The 18,370-nt window shown below is 65.5% G+C and carries 19 protein-coding genes; 8 read left to right on the top strand and 11 right to left on the bottom strand.

Annotated elements, in window-relative coordinates:
* Positions 1 to 5 precede the first annotated feature (5 nt).
* Positions 6 to 1,937, bottom strand: coding sequence for a TAT-dependent nitrous-oxide reductase (gene nosZ, locus BLT08_RS14330; RefSeq protein WP_090308750.1), 1,932 nt, complete (start codon positions 1,935 to 1,937; stop codon positions 6 to 8).
* Between the two features lie 389 nt (positions 1,938 to 2,326).
* The gene (locus BLT08_RS14325) at positions 2,327 to 2,812 is read right to left on the bottom strand and encodes a PaaI family thioesterase (protein ID WP_090308748.1); all 486 of its coding nucleotides are present in this window, start codon (positions 2,810 to 2,812) and stop codon (positions 2,327 to 2,329) included.
* Positions 2,813 to 2,964: 152 nt separating this feature from the next.
* Here BLT08_RS14325 and BLT08_RS14320 point away from each other — a divergent pair, with 152 nt between their 5' ends.
* Positions 2,965 to 3,402: a DUF4385 domain-containing protein gene (locus BLT08_RS14320; RefSeq protein WP_090308745.1), complete on the top strand. Its 438-nt coding sequence runs from the start codon at positions 2,965 to 2,967 to the stop codon at positions 3,400 to 3,402.
* A 136-nt stretch (positions 3,403 to 3,538) separates the two neighbouring features.
* Here BLT08_RS14320 and BLT08_RS14315 read toward each other — a convergent pair whose 3' ends face one another.
* On the bottom strand, positions 3,539 to 4,030 hold the full coding sequence (locus BLT08_RS14315; RefSeq protein ID WP_090308741.1) for an MOSC domain-containing protein: 492 nt from the start codon (positions 4,028 to 4,030) through the stop codon (positions 3,539 to 3,541).
* 187 nt (positions 4,031 to 4,217) lie between these two features.
* Positions 4,218 to 5,102, bottom strand: coding sequence for a DUF8155 domain-containing protein (locus BLT08_RS14310; protein WP_090308738.1), 885 nt, complete (start codon positions 5,100 to 5,102; stop codon positions 4,218 to 4,220).
* A gap of 62 nt (positions 5,103 to 5,164) precedes the next feature.
* Between BLT08_RS14310 and BLT08_RS14305 the strand changes: the two genes are divergently transcribed.
* Together BLT08_RS14305 and BLT08_RS14300 are read left to right on the top strand one after the other, a co-directional pair.
* Entirely contained in the window at positions 5,165 to 5,896 is a 732-nt protein-coding gene (locus BLT08_RS14305) for a lipoyl protein ligase domain-containing protein (protein ID WP_090308735.1), read from the top strand.
* A gap of 158 nt (positions 5,897 to 6,054) precedes the next feature.
* Positions 6,055 to 6,552 (top strand): DUF7529 family protein, encoded by a 498-nt coding sequence (locus BLT08_RS14300; RefSeq protein ID WP_090308732.1) that lies wholly within the window; start codon positions 6,055 to 6,057, stop codon positions 6,550 to 6,552.
* 48 nt (positions 6,553 to 6,600) lie between these two features.
* On the opposite strand, the gene BLT08_RS14295 is transcribed toward BLT08_RS14300, so the two are convergent.
* The gene (locus BLT08_RS14295) at positions 6,601 to 7,575 is read right to left on the bottom strand and encodes a hypothetical protein (RefSeq protein ID WP_090308728.1); all 975 of its coding nucleotides are present in this window, start codon (positions 7,573 to 7,575) and stop codon (positions 6,601 to 6,603) included.
* Between the two features lie 338 nt (positions 7,576 to 7,913).
* Positions 7,914 to 8,636: a DUF5806 family protein gene (locus tag BLT08_RS14290; RefSeq protein WP_090308724.1), complete on the bottom strand. Its 723-nt coding sequence runs from the start codon at positions 8,634 to 8,636 to the stop codon at positions 7,914 to 7,916.
* Between the two features lie 171 nt (positions 8,637 to 8,807).
* Between BLT08_RS14290 and BLT08_RS14285 the strand changes: the two genes are divergently transcribed.
* From BLT08_RS14285 to BLT08_RS14270, 4 genes are all read left to right on the top strand, one after another.
* A complete protein-coding gene (locus tag BLT08_RS14285) occupies positions 8,808 to 9,944 on the top strand; it encodes a thiolase family protein (RefSeq protein ID WP_090308718.1) in 1,137 nt (378 codons plus the stop codon).
* Positions 9,945 to 10,301: 357 nt separating this feature from the next.
* Complete coding sequence (locus BLT08_RS14280) at positions 10,302 to 10,586, top strand: AbrB/MazE/SpoVT family DNA-binding domain-containing protein (RefSeq protein ID WP_090308714.1); 285 nt, start codon at positions 10,302 to 10,304, stop codon at positions 10,584 to 10,586.
* Positions 10,579 to 11,046 carry a type II toxin-antitoxin system VapC family toxin gene (locus BLT08_RS23755; RefSeq protein WP_090308710.1) on the top strand — a complete coding sequence of 156 codons (468 nt, stop codon included), beginning with the start codon at positions 10,579 to 10,581 and terminating at the stop codon, positions 11,044 to 11,046. The genes BLT08_RS14280 and BLT08_RS23755 overlap by 8 nt, the downstream gene beginning before the upstream one ends.
* A 130-nt stretch (positions 11,047 to 11,176) precedes the next feature.
* Positions 11,177 to 11,602, top strand: coding sequence for a PLD nuclease N-terminal domain-containing protein (locus BLT08_RS14270; RefSeq protein WP_090308705.1), 426 nt, complete (start codon positions 11,177 to 11,179; stop codon positions 11,600 to 11,602).
* 43 nt (positions 11,603 to 11,645) lie between these two features.
* Here BLT08_RS14270 and BLT08_RS14265 read toward each other — a convergent pair whose 3' ends face one another.
* The 5 genes from BLT08_RS14265 to BLT08_RS14245 all read right to left on the bottom strand — a co-directional run bounded on the left by BLT08_RS14265 (position 11,646) and on the right by BLT08_RS14245 (position 16,054).
* Positions 11,646 to 13,115, bottom strand: coding sequence for an ethanolamine ammonia-lyase reactivating factor EutA (locus BLT08_RS14265; protein ID WP_090308701.1), 1,470 nt, complete (start codon positions 13,113 to 13,115; stop codon positions 11,646 to 11,648).
* Between the two features lie 14 nt (positions 13,116 to 13,129).
* Positions 13,130 to 13,918: an ethanolamine ammonia-lyase subunit EutC gene (gene eutC, locus BLT08_RS14260; protein ID WP_090308697.1), complete on the bottom strand. Its 789-nt coding sequence runs from the start codon at positions 13,916 to 13,918 to the stop codon at positions 13,130 to 13,132.
* A gap of 2 nt (positions 13,919 to 13,920) precedes the next feature.
* Positions 13,921 to 15,282 (bottom strand): ethanolamine ammonia-lyase subunit EutB, encoded by a 1,362-nt coding sequence (locus BLT08_RS14255; RefSeq protein WP_090308693.1) that lies wholly within the window; start codon positions 15,280 to 15,282, stop codon positions 13,921 to 13,923.
* 93 nt (positions 15,283 to 15,375) lie between these two features.
* Entirely contained in the window at positions 15,376 to 15,708 is a 333-nt protein-coding gene (locus tag BLT08_RS14250; protein ID WP_090308689.1) for a DUF7521 family protein, read from the bottom strand.
* A 1-nt stretch (position 15,709) separates the two neighbouring features.
* A complete protein-coding gene (locus tag BLT08_RS14245; protein WP_090308686.1) occupies positions 15,710 to 16,054 on the bottom strand; it encodes an ArsR/SmtB family transcription factor in 345 nt (114 codons plus the stop codon).
* Positions 16,055 to 16,249: 195 nt separating this feature from the next.
* Between BLT08_RS14245 and BLT08_RS14240 the strand changes: the two genes are divergently transcribed.
* Positions 16,250 to 18,313: a serine hydrolase domain-containing protein gene (locus BLT08_RS14240; RefSeq protein WP_175529323.1), complete on the top strand. Its 2,064-nt coding sequence runs from the start codon at positions 16,250 to 16,252 to the stop codon at positions 18,311 to 18,313.
* Positions 18,314 to 18,370: the final 57 nt, after the last annotated feature.

Raw genomic sequence — 18,370 nt, 5'->3', positions numbered from 1 at the left:
GCGACTCAGTCCTCCTTCGGTTCGACGAGCAGCCGCGAGCGCATCTCGAGGTGCAGTGCGCTGCAGAAGTACGCACAGTACATCCAGTAGACGCCCGGCTTGTCGGCCGTGAACGTCACCTCGCGCGTCTCCTGCGGAGCGGTCTTGACGTTGATGTCGTACTGCGGGATCGCCAGCGAGTGGACGATGTTCTCGGCGCTCTCGATGTTCGTCGTCGTGATGGTGACCTCGTCACCCTCCTCGACCGTGACCGTGTCGTGGCCGAAGTGGTTCCGCTGGTTGTACATCTTGACGTGGACGCGACCGTCCTCGCGCTCGATGCCGGTCTCGTCGAGTCCGATCTGATCTAGCTCGAGGTCGTCGGGGTCGTAGACCGTCTCGGGTTCGATGTTGTCCCGGTGGACGATCGTCGCGTCGTGTGGTTCGGGGTGGCCGGGGGTGTCTTTGACCAGTTGCATCCCCTCCTCGTCGTCGCCGATGTAGATCAGCTGGTCGTTGACGGGGAACGTCGGACCGACCGGGAGGAACCGGTCCATCGAGTGCTTGTTCAGCGAGATCAGCCAATCCCCGCGCGGGTCCGCGGTGTACGACTGAGACGTGTTCAGGTGGCCGGGGCTGTAGTGGACGTCGATCCGGTCGACGACCGCCTCGTCGGATCCCGGCTCGGAGTCGACCGCCCGTTCGATGTCCCACTTGACGACCTGCGAGTCGATGAACAGCGACGTGTAGGCGTGGCCGCGGTCGTCGTAGCGGGTGTGTAGCGGCCCCATCCCGAGTTCGGGCTGGCCGACGATGGCGTCCGTCAGGTCGTCTACCTCGTCGAGTCGAGCGATATCGATCACCGAGCAGGTGTTGTCGAGTTTCCCGGAGGCGATCGCGTAGCTGCCGTCGGGCGTGACGGTCACGCCGTGGGGGTTCGAGGGAACGTCGATGTAGTGAACGATCGGGCTGTCGCCGCCGTTGAGCGAACTGTCTTTCGTCCCGTCGACGACCGGGACGCCGTCGATCTCCTCGTAGTCGCCGTTCTCGACGGCGTCCTCGATCGCGGGGATGTCGAACGCCTGCACGTAGTCGGTGTCCGACCGCGTCATCTCGCTCTCGGTGACCGCTTCCTCGCTGTTGTAACAGGTCCCGAAGAACCACCGGCCGTCCTTTCCGGAGTCGGCGTTGTCCATGTTGCCGTCGACGAGCACGTCGAAGACGGGGTTCATCGTCTCGGGGTCGACCGCCGACAGTACGGACGTGTACTCCTCGGGGTCGTCGAGGTTGCGGCCGTCGTTCGGCAACGGCACCCGGAACTCGCCGACGCCGAAAATGTACTTCGTGTCGGGCATCAGCGCGCAGGCGCCGTGGGTCCCCTGCTGGTTCGGCAGGTCGACGATGGCGTCGGTCTCGAAGTACGTTAGATCGATCCGCGCCAGTCGACCGTTGGCCTTGTCGTTGACGAACAGCCACCGGCCGTCGTACTCGTTGTCCGTCTGGCTCACGCGGGGGTGATGGACGTCACCCCAGGTGTAGCCGCCCGATTCCTCGAGCATCTCTCTGGTCTCGTCGTCGTAGCCGTAGCCGCGGGCGCTCTCCTTCGAGAACACGGGGATGCGCATGAGCTGGCGCATCGACGGCACGCCGTAGACGCGCACCTCGCCGGAGTGGCCCCCGGAGAGGAACGCGTAGTATTCGTCGAGTTCGCCGGGCGCAACGTCGGTGTCCACGTCGTCGATGGAGACCGAGCCGTCGCGGTCGAGGATGCTCGTACAGCCGGCTAGCGACCCCATCGCACCGACCGCGCCGGCGGCCATGCCCGCTTTCATGAAGTCGCGTCGCGGGATCCGCGCGAACAGCGGATCGCGTTCCGACGCGGCGTCGATCTCGAGATCGACGTCGGTCGAGTGGGTCGTGTCTGTCGGTCCGTCGTCGGAGTCGTGTGTTTGTGTCATCGGTCTGGGTCTGCGGTGCGGCTCGAGGCCGCGTGCTGGTTACCACGCTGTGCCGGCGTGACGTGGCAGTCGGAGTCGCCAACGCGGTTCGACGCGCCGATCGACTCCCCGTCACAGTTGGCCCTCGGAAACAGCGGGTTATAGCTGGGACAGCGATTCCTGAGAAGTGGAAAAGGGCACGAACCGGTTCGGGAGAAAGTAGAGGTGGAGCTACTAGCACGGTTGAATTCGGCAACATCCTCCCCGATACGAACGCCGGTTAAGCCGGTTGGAGCGGCGATCTCGGTCCGAGGGCGACCGCGCGCGCTCGACGGACGGCTACGACAGCCGGAGGGCAGCAACCGCCGATCGGCGATGAATCGCGGCCTCGAGGCAAATCGAGGACGGCTCTACTCGGGCCGAAACACCCGATACGCGCCCTGACCGGTCGCGACCTCCTTCGTCTCGCCGTCCGGCGTCGTGCTCTCGACCGTAATCTCGCTGACGCCGACGCTGCCGCCGAGACGGACGACGTTCGCCGTCGCCGAGAGGTCGCCGACGGCGGGCCGCAGGTAGTTGACGTTCAGGTTGATCGTCGCGATTCGGGCGCCGAACGGTTCGTCCATCGCCGTCCGGAGCGCGAGGCCGCCGACGGTGTCGATCAGCGTCGCGGCGACGCCGCCGTGGAGATCCGCGCGCTCGTCCGACGGCGCGTTCGGCCGCGTGTTGCTCAACTTCTCGTCGTAGGGAAGCGCGAGCGTCATCGTGCCGTCGCCGACGTCGTCGACGCGCGTTCCGATCCACGAGAGGAACTCCTGGTTTTCGTCGATGAAGTGCTGGAGCAGACTTTCGAGGTCGTCGAACTCCTCCATCATCGCTCGCATGTCCTCGGTCATGTCCGTTGCTCCCAGACCGACGTTCTTTACGCCTCCGCTTCAGGGTTTGCCCGTTGACAACCGTTCATACTGCCGTCGCAAGCAGCGCCCTCACCCGTCTCCCGCGCCGTAGACGAGAACGAGCCTGCCTCGCAGGTCTCGTGGTGATCTCTGTGTCCGACACCGACCCCGAGTACGACGTCGACTTTCGAGCACACCCCGACCAGTACGAAATCGGCCGCGGCGAGCAGGGCGTGTTCAAGGTCGAACCGTACAAGAGCGAACTCCTCCCGCTGTGGTCGTACAAGAACGAGGAGGCGGCCCGCGAGTCCGCCGAGGCGATCTACGAACGGTACGAACGCTACCGGGAGGACGACGACTTTCCCGGAATGGACATGGCCCGAAAGTACCTCCAGATGGGGTACACGCGGGCGATGCGCTACGCGAAGTATCCAGGCGGAACAAAGTACGATTCCGGCGAGGAGCGCGAGCCCCAGCGTTGGGCCGATCCGGAGAAACGGGACGCCGCGCTCGTCTTCGAGCGCTACTGGGAGCGGGTTCGGGAGGATCAAGTCTTCCTCGAGGGGAACGGCGCTCACCGAGAGCGATAGAACGGGAAGCGGCGGCCGGCGTGTAGCGCTCGGTACGGACGAAGCAGGTACTGAAACTACTGTTCTTACCCTCCGGTAGTCCGACTATCTCGATCCATAGGCGAGAGTGCGACCCGTTTCCAACGGAGAGCTGGAGTTACTCGAGTGGTTCGATGACGTCGCCGGGGCGAATCATCCCGTCTTCGAGCACGTCCGCTCGGAGCCCACCTCGATGAGTGAGCGCCTGCAGCACGCCGTCCTGAGTGATGCGCTGAAGATGACTACACGGCTCACACAGTCGATCCCCTCGACAGATGGCGTCACCGATTCGGAATCGGTGTCCGACGAGATGATTGAGTGCGACGTCACGAGTTTCGACGTTCCGTCGGTGTTCTCCCGGTGCGAGTTCGATTCCCGCTTCACGTTCGATTGCCGCAACGGCCTCCTGCTCGATCAACGTGAGGTCGTATCCGTCGGGGCGTTCCTCGCCCGGCCCCCACTCGACGAAGGTTCCCGTCTCGATCTCGCCGAAGTAGCGATCGCCGCGGAGCCCCTTTCCGGCGACCGCCTCGACGTCGGTCCGTTCTCGCATCTCAGCTTCGGCTTCGGGTGCGATGAAAATCCGCTCGACGGTGCCACTCCCAGTCATGCGTGCTATGCATGTCCACAGGGCATAAACGCTCGGATATGGGGTGTCTTTGACAAGGTACCTCGGCGGTACGTCCGCTCAGGACGTGACCGAGGGAACGAATTGCAGCGACGACCGCTCGAATCCGAACGGAGCGTTCAGGCTACGGAAACCGTCTATCGCGGTCGCTGGCGACTCGAGCGTAGAATCAGTCGCCGACGCTCGAGCGAACTCGAACCCGAACCTTCTCGCCGGCCTCGAACTCCGTGTCCGGACAGATCAGCTTCGCCCCGAAGTCGGCGTCTCGAGCGCAGAACAGCGAAAGCCCGGTGATCGGCTCGCCGTTCGCCGTAACGACCACGTCGTTCCAGTCGATCGTTCGCCCTCGAGCGACGCCGAGTCGGTCTCCGTTCAGCGAGACGGGCGTCGAATCGCCCTCGAGCGCCCCGCCTCGGCCGTGAACCCCGCCACCGTCGTAGTGCGGGAGTCCTCCATCCAGCACCCCACCACCGTCAGCCCGAACCCCCACGAACGTCTCGCCAGGGTCGGGATGTGTCGGCGCGTCGAGCACGGCGTACGTCTCGCCGGTTGCAACCACCGTCCCGGTGCCGTCCCATCCGAGCGGCCGAATCTCGACGCCCACCTCGAGCGGGAGCGATCCCGACGCCCGATGCGGGTTCTGGTCGGGACCCCGAACGCCGACGTGGAGGTGGTTGTCGACCCAGGGGGCGAAAAAGCCCGCTCGGACGAGCGTTCCCAGCGAGTCCCCGCGTTCGACGTGTTCTCCGGCCTCGACCGACGGCTCGACGTGAAGGATACGGGCCGTCAGTCCAGCGAGATCGTCGGGGCCGTCGCAGTCGACCAGAATCAGATAGTCGTGCTCGGGCGCGTATGGCTTCGGCGGCGCGCGGACGGCTCTGGTCTCGAGGACGGTGCCGGAGACCGGACTCGGCGCTGCGGTCGTGCGGCCGTCCCGAAGCGTCCCGGGATAGAGATCGATCGCACAGCCCTCGTCGTGGGCGGGGTACGGCGAGTTGTACAGCGAGAAGCGCTGGTACTGTCCCAACAGACTCTCGGGGAGCGTCACGGCCATCAGTTGTCAGTACCGTCTGCGCAGCGGGAGCGTTTAGGTCCGTCGGGACCAACCGCGTGTCGATGCGAGTCCTTCGCGGCCGCGCGGCGACGATCGAGACCGACCGCGACGTCAGCCGGCGGCTGCTCTCGACGGCCGCTGCCGGCGAGCCCGCCGTTCGAGTTTGGACACCCCACCGGCAGGTCGCGTTCGGGCGTCGGGACCAACGACTCGAGGGCTACGAACTGGCCCGCGAGCACGCTCGTGAGCGCGGCTTCCCGCCCGTCGACCGCGACGTCGGCGGGCGAGCGGTGGCGTACGACGGCGAGACGACGCTCGCGTTTGCCCGCGCGGAACCGGTCGCGGACTTTCGTCGGGGCACGGACGACCGATACGGGCGCGCGACGGCCGCCGTCGAGGAGGCGCTTCGAGGCCTCCAGTCCGACATCGGATCCCTCGAGCCAGTTCGCGGCGAACCCGACGACTCGTTCTGTCCCGGCACGCACTCGCTGTCGCTCGAGGGAGCGGACGGTCGCCGCCGAAAGGTCGTCGGCATCGCCCAGCGCGTTCGTCAGGACGCCGCGGTGGTCGCCGGCTGTGTTCTCGTCTCGAACCGCGAGGGGCTTACGGCCGTCCTCGAAGACGTCTACGACGCGCTCGCGGTGCCGTTCGATCCCGAAACGGTCGGCTCCGTCGCGGCGGCGGGCGGGCCATCGGAACCGTCGATCGTTCGGTCGGCGCTCGAAGACGCCCTCGTGGGCGACGAGCGATCGGCCGTAACGGTCGACTCCGCAGCAGAACTCGGCGACAACTGAGTCCGTCCGAGCGGGACGGCTAACCGGTTAGACCGGCGGTATGTGGACGACCCGCAGGTGTCGACGGCGCGGCATCGTGGCGATGAGACAAGGTTTTTCCTCTCGGTGCCGTCGGGGTCGAGTATGACTCGAGTCCGACCAACCGTGGAGGAAGCACGATGACAACGGACACAACCGACTCGCAATGGACGGCCGTCCTCGAGGATGCGACGGCGATCGCCGAGGAGTACCAGGAGAACGGTTGGGACGCGGTCGTCCTCGAGCCCGACGCCGTCTCGCCGGTCGACGGCGAGGAACGAACCGGGTTCGACGTGGCGGTGTCGCCCGACGAGTACGAGTTCCTCGAGCGGCTCATCGAGAGCAGCGAGGTCACCGTCACGACGGCGGACGTCTACTACCGGCCGCCAGAGAACGACACCGATCCGCGGATCGCTCTCGCGGTCGAGCGCGACGACGACACGGAGACAGCCGTGTTCATCCCCCTAAAATACGATCTCGACGACTCGCGGGCCGTCTTCGAGACGGCGCTGCGGGCAGAGGAGCTCCTCCTTCACGTGACGACCGCCACGCCGGCGGACGACGGCTGGGTCAGCTTCTCGCACGACGATCCGTCGCTGTTCCTCGAGGAATCCGACGTCCGGGAGTGGAGCCAGTAAGGAACGGCTCCCGCTCGGCCGGAAATTATTCCGGCCGGCCGGAACGGTTCAGCACGAATCGAACTCGAACTCACCGTTGAGCGCCATCGAGTGGTCGTCGTAGTACGCGTAGAGGGTTTGTGGCGCGGTGTATCGCCCGCCGTAGTGGCCGACCGGGCCGTTCGTGTCGATGATGTTATCGGCGTGGTCCGTCGTGAACCTGAAGTCCTCACGTTCGAAGATGAGTTCGTCGTCGAGCCAGTATCGCACGATACCGTCGGCGTTCGCCTCGCCGTCGGTGACCGTGTTCGCGCACACGTAGTACTCGAACTCGTACCACACACCGGGTTCGATCGCGGGCGATCCCCGCGCATATTCCTCGCCGTCGAGGAGGTAATTGTGATCCCCGGTTCCGTCGCCGTTCCCCATGTGGTACGTGTTCGAGAGGAGGCGGAACGGGCCGTTCGGATCGGTGCCTCTGTCGGTCACGTACATACGATTACTCCAGCCGTTCGTTCCGTCGGGGGTACCGCCGCCGGCACTCCCTTCACCGCGGGCGATCGCACAGTTCCAGAGCCGACAGTTCGAGGGCGCATTACGGCCGCCCATCGTCCAGTTGGTGTTGAGCGCGAAGTTGACGCGCCCGTTGAGTTCGAACAGTCCGTCCTCGAAGTCGTAGTGCGTACTCACGCCCCAGTGGTCGTTTTCGCGGACCCGGAGTTGCAAGGCGCTCTCTCCGGACGCCGTCGGATCGGAAACGATCGTCATATTGTCACGGTCGCCGTTCGACACGCGGTAGATTTCCTCCCAGCTACCGTAGTCGTCGTAGTCGAGGTGAACGATCGAATCCGGGCGGTTACAGCTCGCAGCCGCAGTGTCGGCTCCGAGCCCGGCCACGCCAAGCAGACTGCCGGCACCGAGGAGGCTGCCAAACTGCAGCGTCCGACGTCGGGTGACGTTGGTGTTGGTCGTCTTCTCGCTCGATTCGTGTTCAGTTGCGTCTTCAGCCGCGCGGTTCTCCGCGTCCGTAGTATTCGTAGACATCCACTCTTCGTTGGGTGATAGTCGCTAATTGTATCGAATTCGCTACGAATGTGAAGATCGGTGTCAGGTTACCACGCGAATAGTTGTTGAGTGCAGAACAATCATAGTGCAACGACTACTTCACCCGTCCGGTCAATATTCGGTACCGGTGGGCTACAGACGGCAGCACCCGAAATCCCTTCGGCACGTACAGGGTGAACAAGTCGAATAATGGGCATCGAGACGGACGGTATACACGACGAGAACGGCCGGCTTACTGCCGTGGTTGACTGTTGGCACACGAACAACAGTAGACAGCCACTCCGTTATCAGCGATACCGAGACGTGAACGGTGCCGATTACTCCGCGTCTTCCTGCTCCCGCAGCTCCTCGCTCGCCGCACGAACTTCGCGCATGACACTCGAGATTCGCTCTTCGGCCTCGAGTTCGTCTTCGACGGAGAGGTCGACGCCCTCGACTTCCAGCAAGAACTTGGCGACCTCGGTCGACTCGTACATGACGTCGTCGAGCTCCTCGGCGGTGAAGAAGTCACACATCGCGCCGTAGAGGAATGTCGCACCGGCCGTCCGGACCTTGTCCTCGAAGGAGGATCGAGCCTGGTTGACCGCCTGCGGCGTGTAGGTGTCGGTCATGAAGGGGACGAGTTCGGGCAGGTTCTCCCCGATCTTGGTCATCTCGACGCCGGTCTCGGTGCGGAAGTCCGAACAGAGTCGGGCGATCGCCCACTCGCGGGCGGTGATGTAGGTTCTGTCCCGCAGGAACTCGTTGACCCGGTCGTACTGCGCGCCGTCCATCTTCGTAAAGCGGGCGTACTTCTGGACGTCCTCCGGGACGTCGGATTCCGCGGGTTCGGGGTCCGGGACGTTCGGCATCGGGCCGTCGCTACTCGCCTCTTCGGCACCGTCGTCGGTGTCGAGGGTGTCACCCGTAGCGTCGGGATCCGTTTCGCGCGTCTCGGAGCGAGACTCCGATTCGGAGGGAGATTCGGCGTCGTGATCGGCGTCGGACGCCGACTCGCGTTCGGCGTCGACTCGAGCGGCGTTCAGTCCGTCGTCGTCCATAGCCGCGTATTGCGAGCAACTCGGGATAAGCATTGTTCTCGAGTGTGTGCTTTGGCGGCGAGAGACCCCCATTACAAATCCGCGTCGAGGGACCTCGTCGCCATCGTAAACAGTTGCTGTGTGGACAGGAGTTCTACCGGATTTAAGTTCGTGAGGGATGTTCGCTACGACATGTCACAGACGCCAGTCGTGGTCAAGGCAGTACGAACCCCGCAGGGGAAAGAAGACGGCGTGTACGCCGACGTCCGCAGCGAGGACCTCTCGGTGCCGCTGATCGACGAGATCCTCGCCGAGACTGGTCTCTCCGGCGAGGAGGTCGACGACCTGATGTGGGGCTGCGCCCAGCAGCGCGGCGAACAGGACAACAACGTCGCCCGCGTCATCGCCCTCCTCTCGGAGCTCGGCGAGGGCGTCCCGGCGACGACGATCAACCGCTGGTGTGCCTCCTCCATGCAGGCGGTCATCTCCGCCTCCGACGCCATCGCCGCGGGTAACCGCGACGCCGTCATCGCCGGCGGCGTCGAGAGCATGTCCCGCGTCCCGATGGGCGAGAACACGATGGAGGTCCACCCGCGACTCGCCGAGATGTACAACATCGGCGAACTTCAGATGGGGATGACCGCCGAGAAGGTCGCCGAGGAGTACGGCGTCAGCCGCGAGGAACAGGACGAGTACGCCGCCCAGAGTCAGCAAAACGCCGAGGAAGCGACCGAGGAAGGCCGCTTCAACGACGAGATCGTCCCGATCGAGACCGAGGACGGCACCGTCTCCGAAGACGAGGGCATCCGTCCCGGCACGACCGCCGAGAAGCTCGCCGAGCTGCCGACCGTCTTCAAATCCGACGGCACCGTCACGCCCGGCAACGCCTCCCAGATCTCCGACGGCGCCTCCGCGCTGCTCGTCACGAGTGAAGCCTTCGCGGAGGAGCACGACCTCGAGATCATGGCCGAAGTCGGCATGAACAACGTCGCCGGCGTCGACCCGACCGTCATGGGGATCGGCCCGGTGCCGGCGACCGAGGGCCTGCTCGAGCGCAACGGCCGCGATATCGACGAGTACGATCTGGTCGAACTCAACGAAGCCTTCGCGAGCCAGTCGGTCTACTCGCGCGACGAACTCGGCATCGATCCCGAGATCTTCAACGTCAACGGCGGCGCTATCGCCATCGGGCACCCGCTGGGTGCCTCCGGCGCGCGCCTCCCCGTCACGCTGATCCACGAACTCCAGAAGCGCGGCGGCGGCCTCGGTCTGGCGACACTCTGTGTCGGCTTCGGTCAGGGTGCGGCGATCGAGTTCGACGTCAACTGAGCCACGGCAACTGGACCTTTTGGTCCAGGTTTTGCGAGGGAGGCTGCGTAGCAGCCGACCGAGACAAAAGGTGGTCGCGTCAGGGTGCGGCGATCGAGTTCGACGTCAACTGAGCGCCGGTCTCGGATTTCGTCTTTCGCGCGGGTGATACGAACAACTGGAAGCGACGGATACCGGGAGCGATTCACGTGCGGTGGCGCGCGCTGGGACGTAGAACGTCGAAGGCGAACCGCGGGACACCGATACGCGAGAGGTGAGTTCGACAGGCGGTGGAGATCGACTTCTCTAGCCAGATCGAGGGCGGGAAACAGTAGTCTCACCGAAACCGATATACTCGGTCCCACTCTACGTGGGATTATGGTAACGGTGGATTCGAAAGGGCGAATCGTCCTCCCACAGAAGGTGCGAGAGCGTCTCGGTCTCACTCCCGGTACGGAAGTCGATATTCGCGAAGAAGGCGATAAAGCGATTGTTGAGCCCGAAGACGACCCCGAACGGATTATCGAACGCATGGAGCAACTCGTCGAGGACACGCCTTCGGAGCGCGGGAAGACGACTCCGCTCGACGACGGGGCCGACCCGATCGCCCAGAAGCATAGAACTGCTGTTCGGCGAGGCGCGGAGAAAAACAGCGATGAGTGACGCTGGTGGCCCGTATCTTTTCGACGTCGGAGTGATTGCCCTCGCACACACGGGGGCACCCGTTCGCGAGACTGCCCTATCCTACGTCCGAGACGCCATCACCGGCGACATAGCTGCCGTCGTTCCGTATCCCGCGCTGTTCGGAGCGCACACCGTCCTGACGACGTACTACGGGCGGTCAAACGCGGACGCGTCTCGACTGTTACGGAATTTTATGGACGCGAAACGAATCCGGTGGTACGACGAGATGCCCGAAACCGTCGTTCGGGGTGGGTTTTCTCTGGCGGATGACGCAAATGTCGGTGGATGGGACGGCTACTATGCGCAGGTGGCCATCGACGAAGGGGTGAACACTGTGTTGACTATCGACAGCGACTTCGAACGGTTCGACGCGTTCGATACCGAGGTTATTCTCTCACCCGACGAGTTTAGTGAACTGAATGAATTCCTCGAGAACTGATTCATCAGCGTTCTACAGAACGAATCCATCTTAGCAGCTACTGAAACGGCGACTCGAGTCCCCACGACGAACCGGGCCCGAGTCCCCAGTTTGGCCGGGAGTTTAGATAGTCAGAACCCGAAGTGTGCGTATGAGTACCCTGTTGCTGGCGGCGATCGTCGGCATCCCGCTCGCCTGGCATCTCGCCCTCACGGCGTTCGCCTACTACGACGCGGGGAAGGTCGGTCTCGAGCCCCCGAAGAAGTGGGCCGCGATCACGTTCTGCATCCCCATCTTCGGCTTCTTCATCTACCTCTTCGAGCGCAGCGAACTCGACTACAAGCCCGAAGAGGACCCCTACCGTGGGCACAACTTCAACATCCACCCCTCGAGAGCCGACGACGCGCCGCTGCGGTCTCGCGGCGACGACCGGCCGGACCCCGACGACGCCGACTGGGACGGCACTGACGACTGGGAGGGACCGAACGACCGAAACGAGTCGAACGAGGAGTGGGGCGGTCGCGAGGGTGACTGGGGCAACCGAGACGACGGCGACGAAGCGCGCGAGAGTCGGTAGCGCTCGCTTAACTGTACGTCCAGCAGGAGGACGAAGCCCGACGTCACTCGCCGAACGCCAACGTCTTCACCACGACGGGGACGCTCTCGCCGCCCGGCATCGGTTCGCCGACGTCGAGGTAGTCGCCGTCGCCGACGACGAGTTCGTCGAGAACGAGGAGGGGTCGATCCGTTCGTCTGCGGAGCACCTGCCCGAGCACCTTCGCGCAGTTCTGTCGGGTGACGACGACCATCGGGAGCGACGGCGAAAGAGACTCGAGCGCGGGCACGAGCGCGTCGCCGACCGCTCGCAGCCGGTCGTACGCGAGCGGCCCGACGTCGTCGATCGAGAGCGCGACCGCGTCGACCTCGTCGGGATCGTGGCGCTCGAGGAGCCGCGAGACGCCCGCCTCGAAGCGCCCCTCGAGCGCCGCATCCGAACAGTTGGAAACGTCCGGAACCGCCGCGACCGGCACGTTTCGAAGGGGGAGCGTCGACGGCTCGAGCGAAACGGTCCGGCCGCTGAGCGTCGTCGTCTCCGTTCCGGCGCCGACGACGGTCGCCCGGATGTCCTCCGCGGGCTCGAGCACCGGCCACGATCGAACGACCGCGTGGTCTGCGAGCGCAGCGGCCAGCGAACCGCCGAGATCACCGTAGGCAAACGGATCGTCCGGCGGCGAGGCGACGAGCCGACCGACGCCGCCGCTAAAGACGACGCCGTCGAACTCGAGTGACTCGTCCGGAAGAGGACCGATCGCGAGGGCGCGGGTGAGGTCGTCGAACGGCGGTCCCGCGCACAGATCGACGATCCGGTCGGCCATCGCGGCCGCGAGGTCGTCCAGCGCGTCCGCAGGCGGTGACTCACCTCTCGCAATCGGCAACTCGAGCGCCTCGACGAGCGTCCGAGCGGGCGGCGAGACGGAGATGACGCGTCGCCGGTCGTCGAACGTGACGAGCCGACCGCCGACATCGAGACAGCGAGTCTCCCTGACCGCGACGCCGTCGCTTCCGGGTCCGGTCCTATCCCTCGCGGAGTCGCGCCCGTCGAAGATCGCGACGTTCGTCGTCCCGCCGCCGACGTCGACGTTGGCGACCAGTCCGCCGGCCTCGGCGGCGCGGGTCGCCGCGCCGGAGCCCCGACCCGCGAGGACGGCCTCGAGCGATGCGCCGGCCACCGCGGCGACGAACTGGCCGCTGTCGGCGGCCAATCGATGAACGAGCGGTTCGGCGTTCGCCCGGCGGGCGGTCTCGCCGGTGACGATGACCGCGCCGGTGTCGATCTCGTCGGCGGTCACGCCCGTGGCCTCGAGTTCGCGGTCGACGAACGCGGCGACGCGATCGACGTCGATGGTCTCCGAATCGAGCAGCGGGGTTTCGCGAACCGTCCCCCGATGGACGATCTCTCGATCCGTGATTTTGGGACTGGCAGCGCCGCCCGGCGGCGTCTCGACCCGCAGTCGGCTGACGATCGCGTGCGTCGTAGTCGTCCCCACGTCGACGCCGATGCTGGTGAGCGTTCGCCGGGCGTCAGCCACGGCGACCGCCCCCGCTACGTCGTGAACTCACGGTCGTCGTCGCGGAGGTCGATGCCGCTGGCCTCCCGCTCGAGCATCTCGGCTACCAGGTCGACGAGTTCGGCGCCGGCTTCGACCGGCGGCAGCCCGCCGTCGTGGATGTTCGAAATAACCGACTTCTTCGCCGTCGGGAGGCCGCGCTCGGGCCCGTAGACGAGGTACGCGCTCAGGCTCTCGGCGGTTCTGAGACCGGGGCGTTCCCCCACGAGATTCACGCAGCAGTCGGCCTCGAGTTCCTCGCCGATCGCGTCCATCACGTCGACGCGGCCGTACTCGACGAAAACCGGCGTGCCGACGTCGATATCGCGGTCGGCGAGGCCGTCTCGCAGGACCGCTAATAGCTCCGGGACGTTCGCCTCGACGGCCGTCGAGGAGAGCCCGTCGCTGACGATGATTTGGACATCGGGGGCGTGTGCACACTCCGCTCGCAGCGTCTCCAAGCTCTCGTCGGCGAGTTCCCGGCCGAGGTCCGGACGGGCCAGGTACTGGTCCGTGTCCGCGACCTGCGTTCGTAGTTTTACTAATTCGAGGTCGTCGACGAGAGTCTCGTCGACCCGCGAGTGAACGGCGTCGCGAGCGAGCCCGTGATCCGCGCGGAGCTCGAGGAGCGACGCCGTCGTCGGTCGCGGCCCGGCGCGGCCGACGCCCAGCCGCGTGGGGGTTCGGTCGACGATGCGCCGGAGCGCTTCGTCGCGTCGGTCGTCTACCTGCCCGGATTTGCCGGTCGAATCGGCGTCGTGAGTGCGATTTGAATCGGAAGCCATGGTTACGTGAAGATGGTCGGATCGCCCGCGCGGTCGGTCAGTCGTCCGTTCTCCCAGAGCCCAACGTCGACGAGCCACTCCCGGAACGGAGCCGTCGGCTCGAGATCGAAAATCTCCCACAGCGCGGCGGCGTCGTGGTAGCTGTTCGACTGGTAGTTGAGCATTACGTCGTCGCCCATCGGGACCGTGATGAAGTAGTTCGTCCCCGCCGCGGCGAGCAGGACGGCGAGATTCTCGATGTCGTTCTGGTCGGCCTGAATGTGGTTCGTGTAGCAGGCGTCGATCCCCATCGAGATGCCGTGCAGTTGGCCCATGAACACGTCCTCCAACCCCGCGCGGATGACCTGCTGGCCGTCGTAGAGGTACTCGGGACCGATGAAGCCGACGACGGTGTTGACGAGGAACGGGTCGTAGCGCTTCGCGAGGCCGTAGCAGCGAGCCTCGAGTGTCAGCTGATCGACGCCGTGGTGGGCGTCGCCGGACAGTTCGGCGCCCTGTCCGGTCTCGAAGTACATGACGTTCGGTCCCGACGAGGTACAGCGACGTTGGGCGAGGTCGTACGCCTCGTCGAGCAGGTCGACGTCGACTCCGAACTCGTCGTTGCCCGTCTCGGTGCCGGCGAGGCTCTGGAAGACGAGGTCGGCCGGCGCACCCTCTCGAATCGCGTCCATCTGGGTCGTCACGTGGGAGAGACAGCAGTTCTGCGTGGGGACGTCCCACTCCTCGATGAAGTCGTGGGTCGCCTCGAGGATCCGCGTCGTCGTTTCGACGGTGTCCGTGACCGGGTTGACGCCGATCACGGCGTCGCCGGCGCCGTAGGCCAATCCCTCCCGCGTCGCGTCGATGATGTTGTCGATATCGTCCGCGGGGTCGTTGGGCTGGAGTCGAAACGAGAGGGTGCCGTCCTCGCCGACGGTGGTGTTGCAGCGGGCCGTGATTTCCATCTTCGAGGTGACGAGCACGAGGTCCATGTTCGACATGAGCTTCGTCACCGCCGCGATCATCTCGCTGGTGAGTCCGGGTCGGATCGCCGCGATCTCGTGATCGCCCGTCTCGCTGGCGACGAGGTACTCCCGGAGGTCGGCGACGGTCCAGTCTTTGATCTCGTCGTAAATCGGCTCTCGGACGGCATCCTGAATGACTTGTGTTACCTCGTCCTCCTCGGACGGGACGACCGGGTTCTCACGAAGCGTCTCGAGGCGCATCCCGGCCAGCGCCCGTTTGGCGGCGACCCGTTCGGCGTCCGACTCGGCGGCGATTCCGGCCAGTTCGTCGCCCGTCTTCGGCTCGTTCGCCTTCGCGAGAACCTCGACGACGGAGTCGAACCGATCGCCGGCCGAGGCGTTCGTGGTTTGGATAGACATGGCAGACTGATCGCCAGTACATCGTGAAACGCCTTCACAGTTTGGTAGTAAGTCCCAAACGGCGGTTGCACTACTGAATTCGCAGTTGTTCGCTTACAGCCGAAGCGCGTAGACGATGACGAACAGGCCGATCAGTTGGCTGAGTTCCGAGGCGACGACGACCCCCTGTTCCGCGATCGACGGCGGGCCGACGACCGCGACGAGCGGAAGCCCCACGAGGAAGAGCGCGAACGGGACGCCGAGGACGAGGACGAACCCGAGCGAGAGGTACAGCATCGGCCGACTCTCGTTGCGCTGATACCCTCGATACGCGATGTACGCGATCCCCAGCCCGACGAACGCTTTCAGGACGTTGATCGCCAACATGGCCGCCTCGAACTGATTCGGATCCAACGCCTCGCTGACTTGTAGTGGTGTTTCGAGCATCTCACATCTCCCCGATCAGGCGGGTGAATCTGTCGGCCATGGGTTCTCGGCGGTCGACCTGGAAGTCGATGCCGTCGTCACCGATCTCGACGACGATCCGTTCGAGGTTGGTCGCGTACACCGTGTGATGGTGGCCGCGGTCCGTATCCAGGCGCGTCCGCTCGACCAGCAGGTCGCAGCGTCGCATATCCTCGAGTCGACGGTAGACCGTCGGTTTCGAGGCGCCACATCGCCCGCTCAGTGCGCTCGCTGACGCGGGCTCCCGGTAGATCTCGGTGAGGATGCGACGAGCCGTCTCGTCTTCCAGCAGCGCCGCGAGCTCCTCGAGTGGCCGATCCTCACTCACGGTAGCAACGCACAGGGGGAGCGGATATATAATCGTGACGACGACTTCACCCCCTGAAGCCGTGCTCGAGGCGCTATTGTGCCGGTCCGCGAGGAAACACACGAGATGGAGGGTTCACCGCACGCTTCGGTTCGCGCAGTACTCGACTCGCGAGGACGGCGCACTCGGCTCGAACGCGATTCGCCCGGACGAGCGATGCGTTCGACCGTCGCACTGGCCCTCGTCGTGAGTTCGCTGCTCGTCGCTGGAGCCGTGGGACCGGTCGTCGCCGCGGGCGCACCGATCGATGCGGACGGCACCGAAACGTCCGCTTTGGACTGCGCGAGCGACGAGTCCGACGCGGAGCCGGTGTTCGACGACCCCGACGACCTCGAGGCGTTCGTCGACGACGCGATCGCCGACCGGCGGGCCGAACACGAGATCCCCGGCGCAACCGTCTCCGTCGTCGAGGGCGACGAGACCGTTCTCGCGAAGGGGTACGGCGAGGCCGACGCCGAGGCGGGCACCCCAGTGCGGGCGAACGAGACCGCGTTCATGGTCGGATCGGTCGCCAAACTCGTGACCTGGACCGCCGTCATGCAGGCGGTCGAGGACGGCGAACTGGACCTCGACGAAGACGTCAACGCGTACCTCGAGGACTCCGAGGTCGAGGTCCCCGATACGTACGACGAACCCGTGACGCTGCGACACCTCGGCACGCACACCGCTGGATTTGACATCGCCCTCAGCCCCGGCCTCGTCGAAGACGGCGACGACGTGACCGCGCTCGAGACGGCGCTGGTCGAGGACCAGCCGGATCGGGTTCGCCCGCCCGGCGAGACGACCAGCTACTCCAACTACGGGACGATGCTCGCCGGCCACGTCGTCGAAGAAACGTACGACACGAGCTTCGAAGCGTACGTCCAGTCGGACGTTTTCGGGCCGCTCGAGATGGATCACAGCACGTTCGCCCAGCCCGTTCCCGACGATCACCCCGGCGAACTCGCGGCCCCGCACGCGGCCGACGGCGAGTCCGAAGACCGCTGGTACATCAACTGGCGACCGGCCGGCTCGATGAGCGCCACGGCGACCGATATGGCGTCGTTCATGCGCGCACACCTCGACGACGGGGCCGTCGACGACGCCCGAATCCTCGAGCCGGAGACGGTCGCGACGATGCACGACACCCATCACGAGCGCCACCCCGAACTCACCGACTGGCGGTACGGCTTCTACGAGTACGGGGCCACCGACGCCGACCTGCTCGCTCACTCGGGCGGGACGATGCACGAGGCGAGCAAACTCGTCCTCGCGCCCGAGGACGACGTGGGCATCTTCGTGAGCTACAATTTGCGCGACGACGCGGCCCCGCCCGGCGACGTCGTCGACGAGATCCTCGAGGCCTACGAGCTTCAGCCCGAACCCGAATCGGACGCGGACGTCCTCGAGGGGGCCACCCCCGACGAAGCGGGTGAACGCGCCGACGCGGTCGCGGGCGAGTATCGGACCACGATGGCTCCGACAGACGGGCCGGAGCAGGTCGTCGATCTGGCGATGCGGTTCTCCGTCGAAGCGACCGGTGACGGGCGACTCGAGAGCGATACGCTCGGGTTCAACGAACAGGAGTGGGTCGAGACTGAGCCCTACGTCTACCACGAGGTCGGCGGCCACGACGTGCTCGTCGCCGACGTCGTGGACGGCGAAGTCGAGTCACTCCACGCGAGCAGCGCGCCGATGCTGGCCTACGAACCCGTGGCGGCCCACGAGCGAACGCTCGTCGTCGGGAGCAGCGTCGGCGTCGCGGTCCTCGGCTTCGCGCTATCGGTCCTCGGCTGGATCGGATTCGCAACGTGGCGACGCGTGCAGGCCTGGCGAACGGGCCACGAGCCCAGCGAAGAAGAACTCGGTACCACCAGCGACGACCCCGCTCGAGGCTCGCTCCGCGAGCGACTCAGCGACCGACTGCGGCATCCGCCGTGGCTCGCTCGCGCCCCCGGGACGGCGCTCTGTGTCGTCTCGCTGGCGTTCGTCGGCTCGTTCCTGTGGGGACTCGGCGTCGACGGCGAGTTCGCGTTCGCCACGGTACCGACGCCGTTTCGGTTCGCGCTCGCGCTGCCGCCGCTCGTGGGTGCGTTGGCCCTCGCGACCGCGATCGGATCGGTCCTCGCGTGGCAGCGGGGTTACTGGTCGCGACGCGCTCGGATCCACCAGACGGTCCTCACCGGACTCGGCCTCGCGTTCGTCTGGTTTCTGGTCCAGTTCGGATTCCTGGGCGTATGACCGCGCGCAAAAAACGAGTCCGGTCGATCGATAACCGAGTCGAGTCGTCGTATCGAC

Origin of the sequence: Natronorubrum texcoconense, assembly GCF_900100335.1 — an archaeon.
Taxonomy (GTDB): Archaea; Halobacteriota; Halobacteria; order Halobacteriales; family Natrialbaceae; genus Natronorubrum; species Natronorubrum texcoconense.
This window is presented reverse-complemented; position numbering and strand designations above follow the sequence as displayed.

What these genes read in the sequence shown, in the direction of transcription:
- BLT08_RS23755 (WP_090308710.1), top strand. Translation starts at nt 10,579, where the DNA reads ATGAGTGACGCTGGTGGCCCGTATCTTTTCGACGTCGGAGTGATTGCC.
- BLT08_RS14310 (WP_090308738.1), bottom strand. Translation starts at nt 5,102, where the DNA reads ATGGCCGTGACGCTCCCCGAGAGTCTGTTGGGACAGTACCAGCGCTTC.
- BLT08_RS14270 (WP_090308705.1), top strand. Translation starts at nt 11,177, where the DNA reads ATGAGTACCCTGTTGCTGGCGGCGATCGTCGGCATCCCGCTCGCCTGG.
- BLT08_RS14295 (WP_090308728.1), bottom strand. Translation starts at nt 7,575, where the DNA reads ATGTCTACGAATACTACGGACGCGGAGAACCGCGCGGCTGAAGACGCA.
- BLT08_RS14315 (WP_090308741.1), bottom strand. Translation starts at nt 4,030, where the DNA reads ATGACTGGGAGTGGCACCGTCGAGCGGATTTTCATCGCACCCGAAGCC.
- BLT08_RS14290 (WP_090308724.1), bottom strand. Translation starts at nt 8,636, where the DNA reads ATGGACGACGACGGACTGAACGCCGCTCGAGTCGACGCCGAACGCGAG.
- BLT08_RS14305 (WP_090308735.1), top strand. Translation starts at nt 5,165, where the DNA reads ATGCGAGTCCTTCGCGGCCGCGCGGCGACGATCGAGACCGACCGCGAC.
- BLT08_RS14300 (WP_090308732.1), top strand. Translation starts at nt 6,055, where the DNA reads ATGACAACGGACACAACCGACTCGCAATGGACGGCCGTCCTCGAGGAT.
- BLT08_RS14280 (WP_090308714.1), top strand. Translation starts at nt 10,302, where the DNA reads ATGGTAACGGTGGATTCGAAAGGGCGAATCGTCCTCCCACAGAAGGTG.
- nosZ (WP_090308750.1), bottom strand. Translation starts at nt 1,937, where the DNA reads ATGACACAAACACACGACTCCGACGACGGACCGACAGACACGACCCAC.
- BLT08_RS14325 (WP_090308748.1), bottom strand. Translation starts at nt 2,812, where the DNA reads ATGACCGAGGACATGCGAGCGATGATGGAGGAGTTCGACGACCTCGAA.
- BLT08_RS14240 (WP_175529323.1), top strand. Translation starts at nt 16,250, where the DNA reads ATGCGTTCGACCGTCGCACTGGCCCTCGTCGTGAGTTCGCTGCTCGTC.
- BLT08_RS14250 (WP_090308689.1), bottom strand. Translation starts at nt 15,708, where the DNA reads ATGCTCGAAACACCACTACAAGTCAGCGAGGCGTTGGATCCGAATCAG.
- BLT08_RS14255 (WP_090308693.1), bottom strand. Translation starts at nt 15,282, where the DNA reads ATGTCTATCCAAACCACGAACGCCTCGGCCGGCGATCGGTTCGACTCC.
- BLT08_RS14285 (WP_090308718.1), top strand. Translation starts at nt 8,808, where the DNA reads ATGTCACAGACGCCAGTCGTGGTCAAGGCAGTACGAACCCCGCAGGGG.
- eutC (WP_090308697.1), bottom strand. Translation starts at nt 13,918, where the DNA reads ATGGCTTCCGATTCAAATCGCACTCACGACGCCGATTCGACCGGCAAA.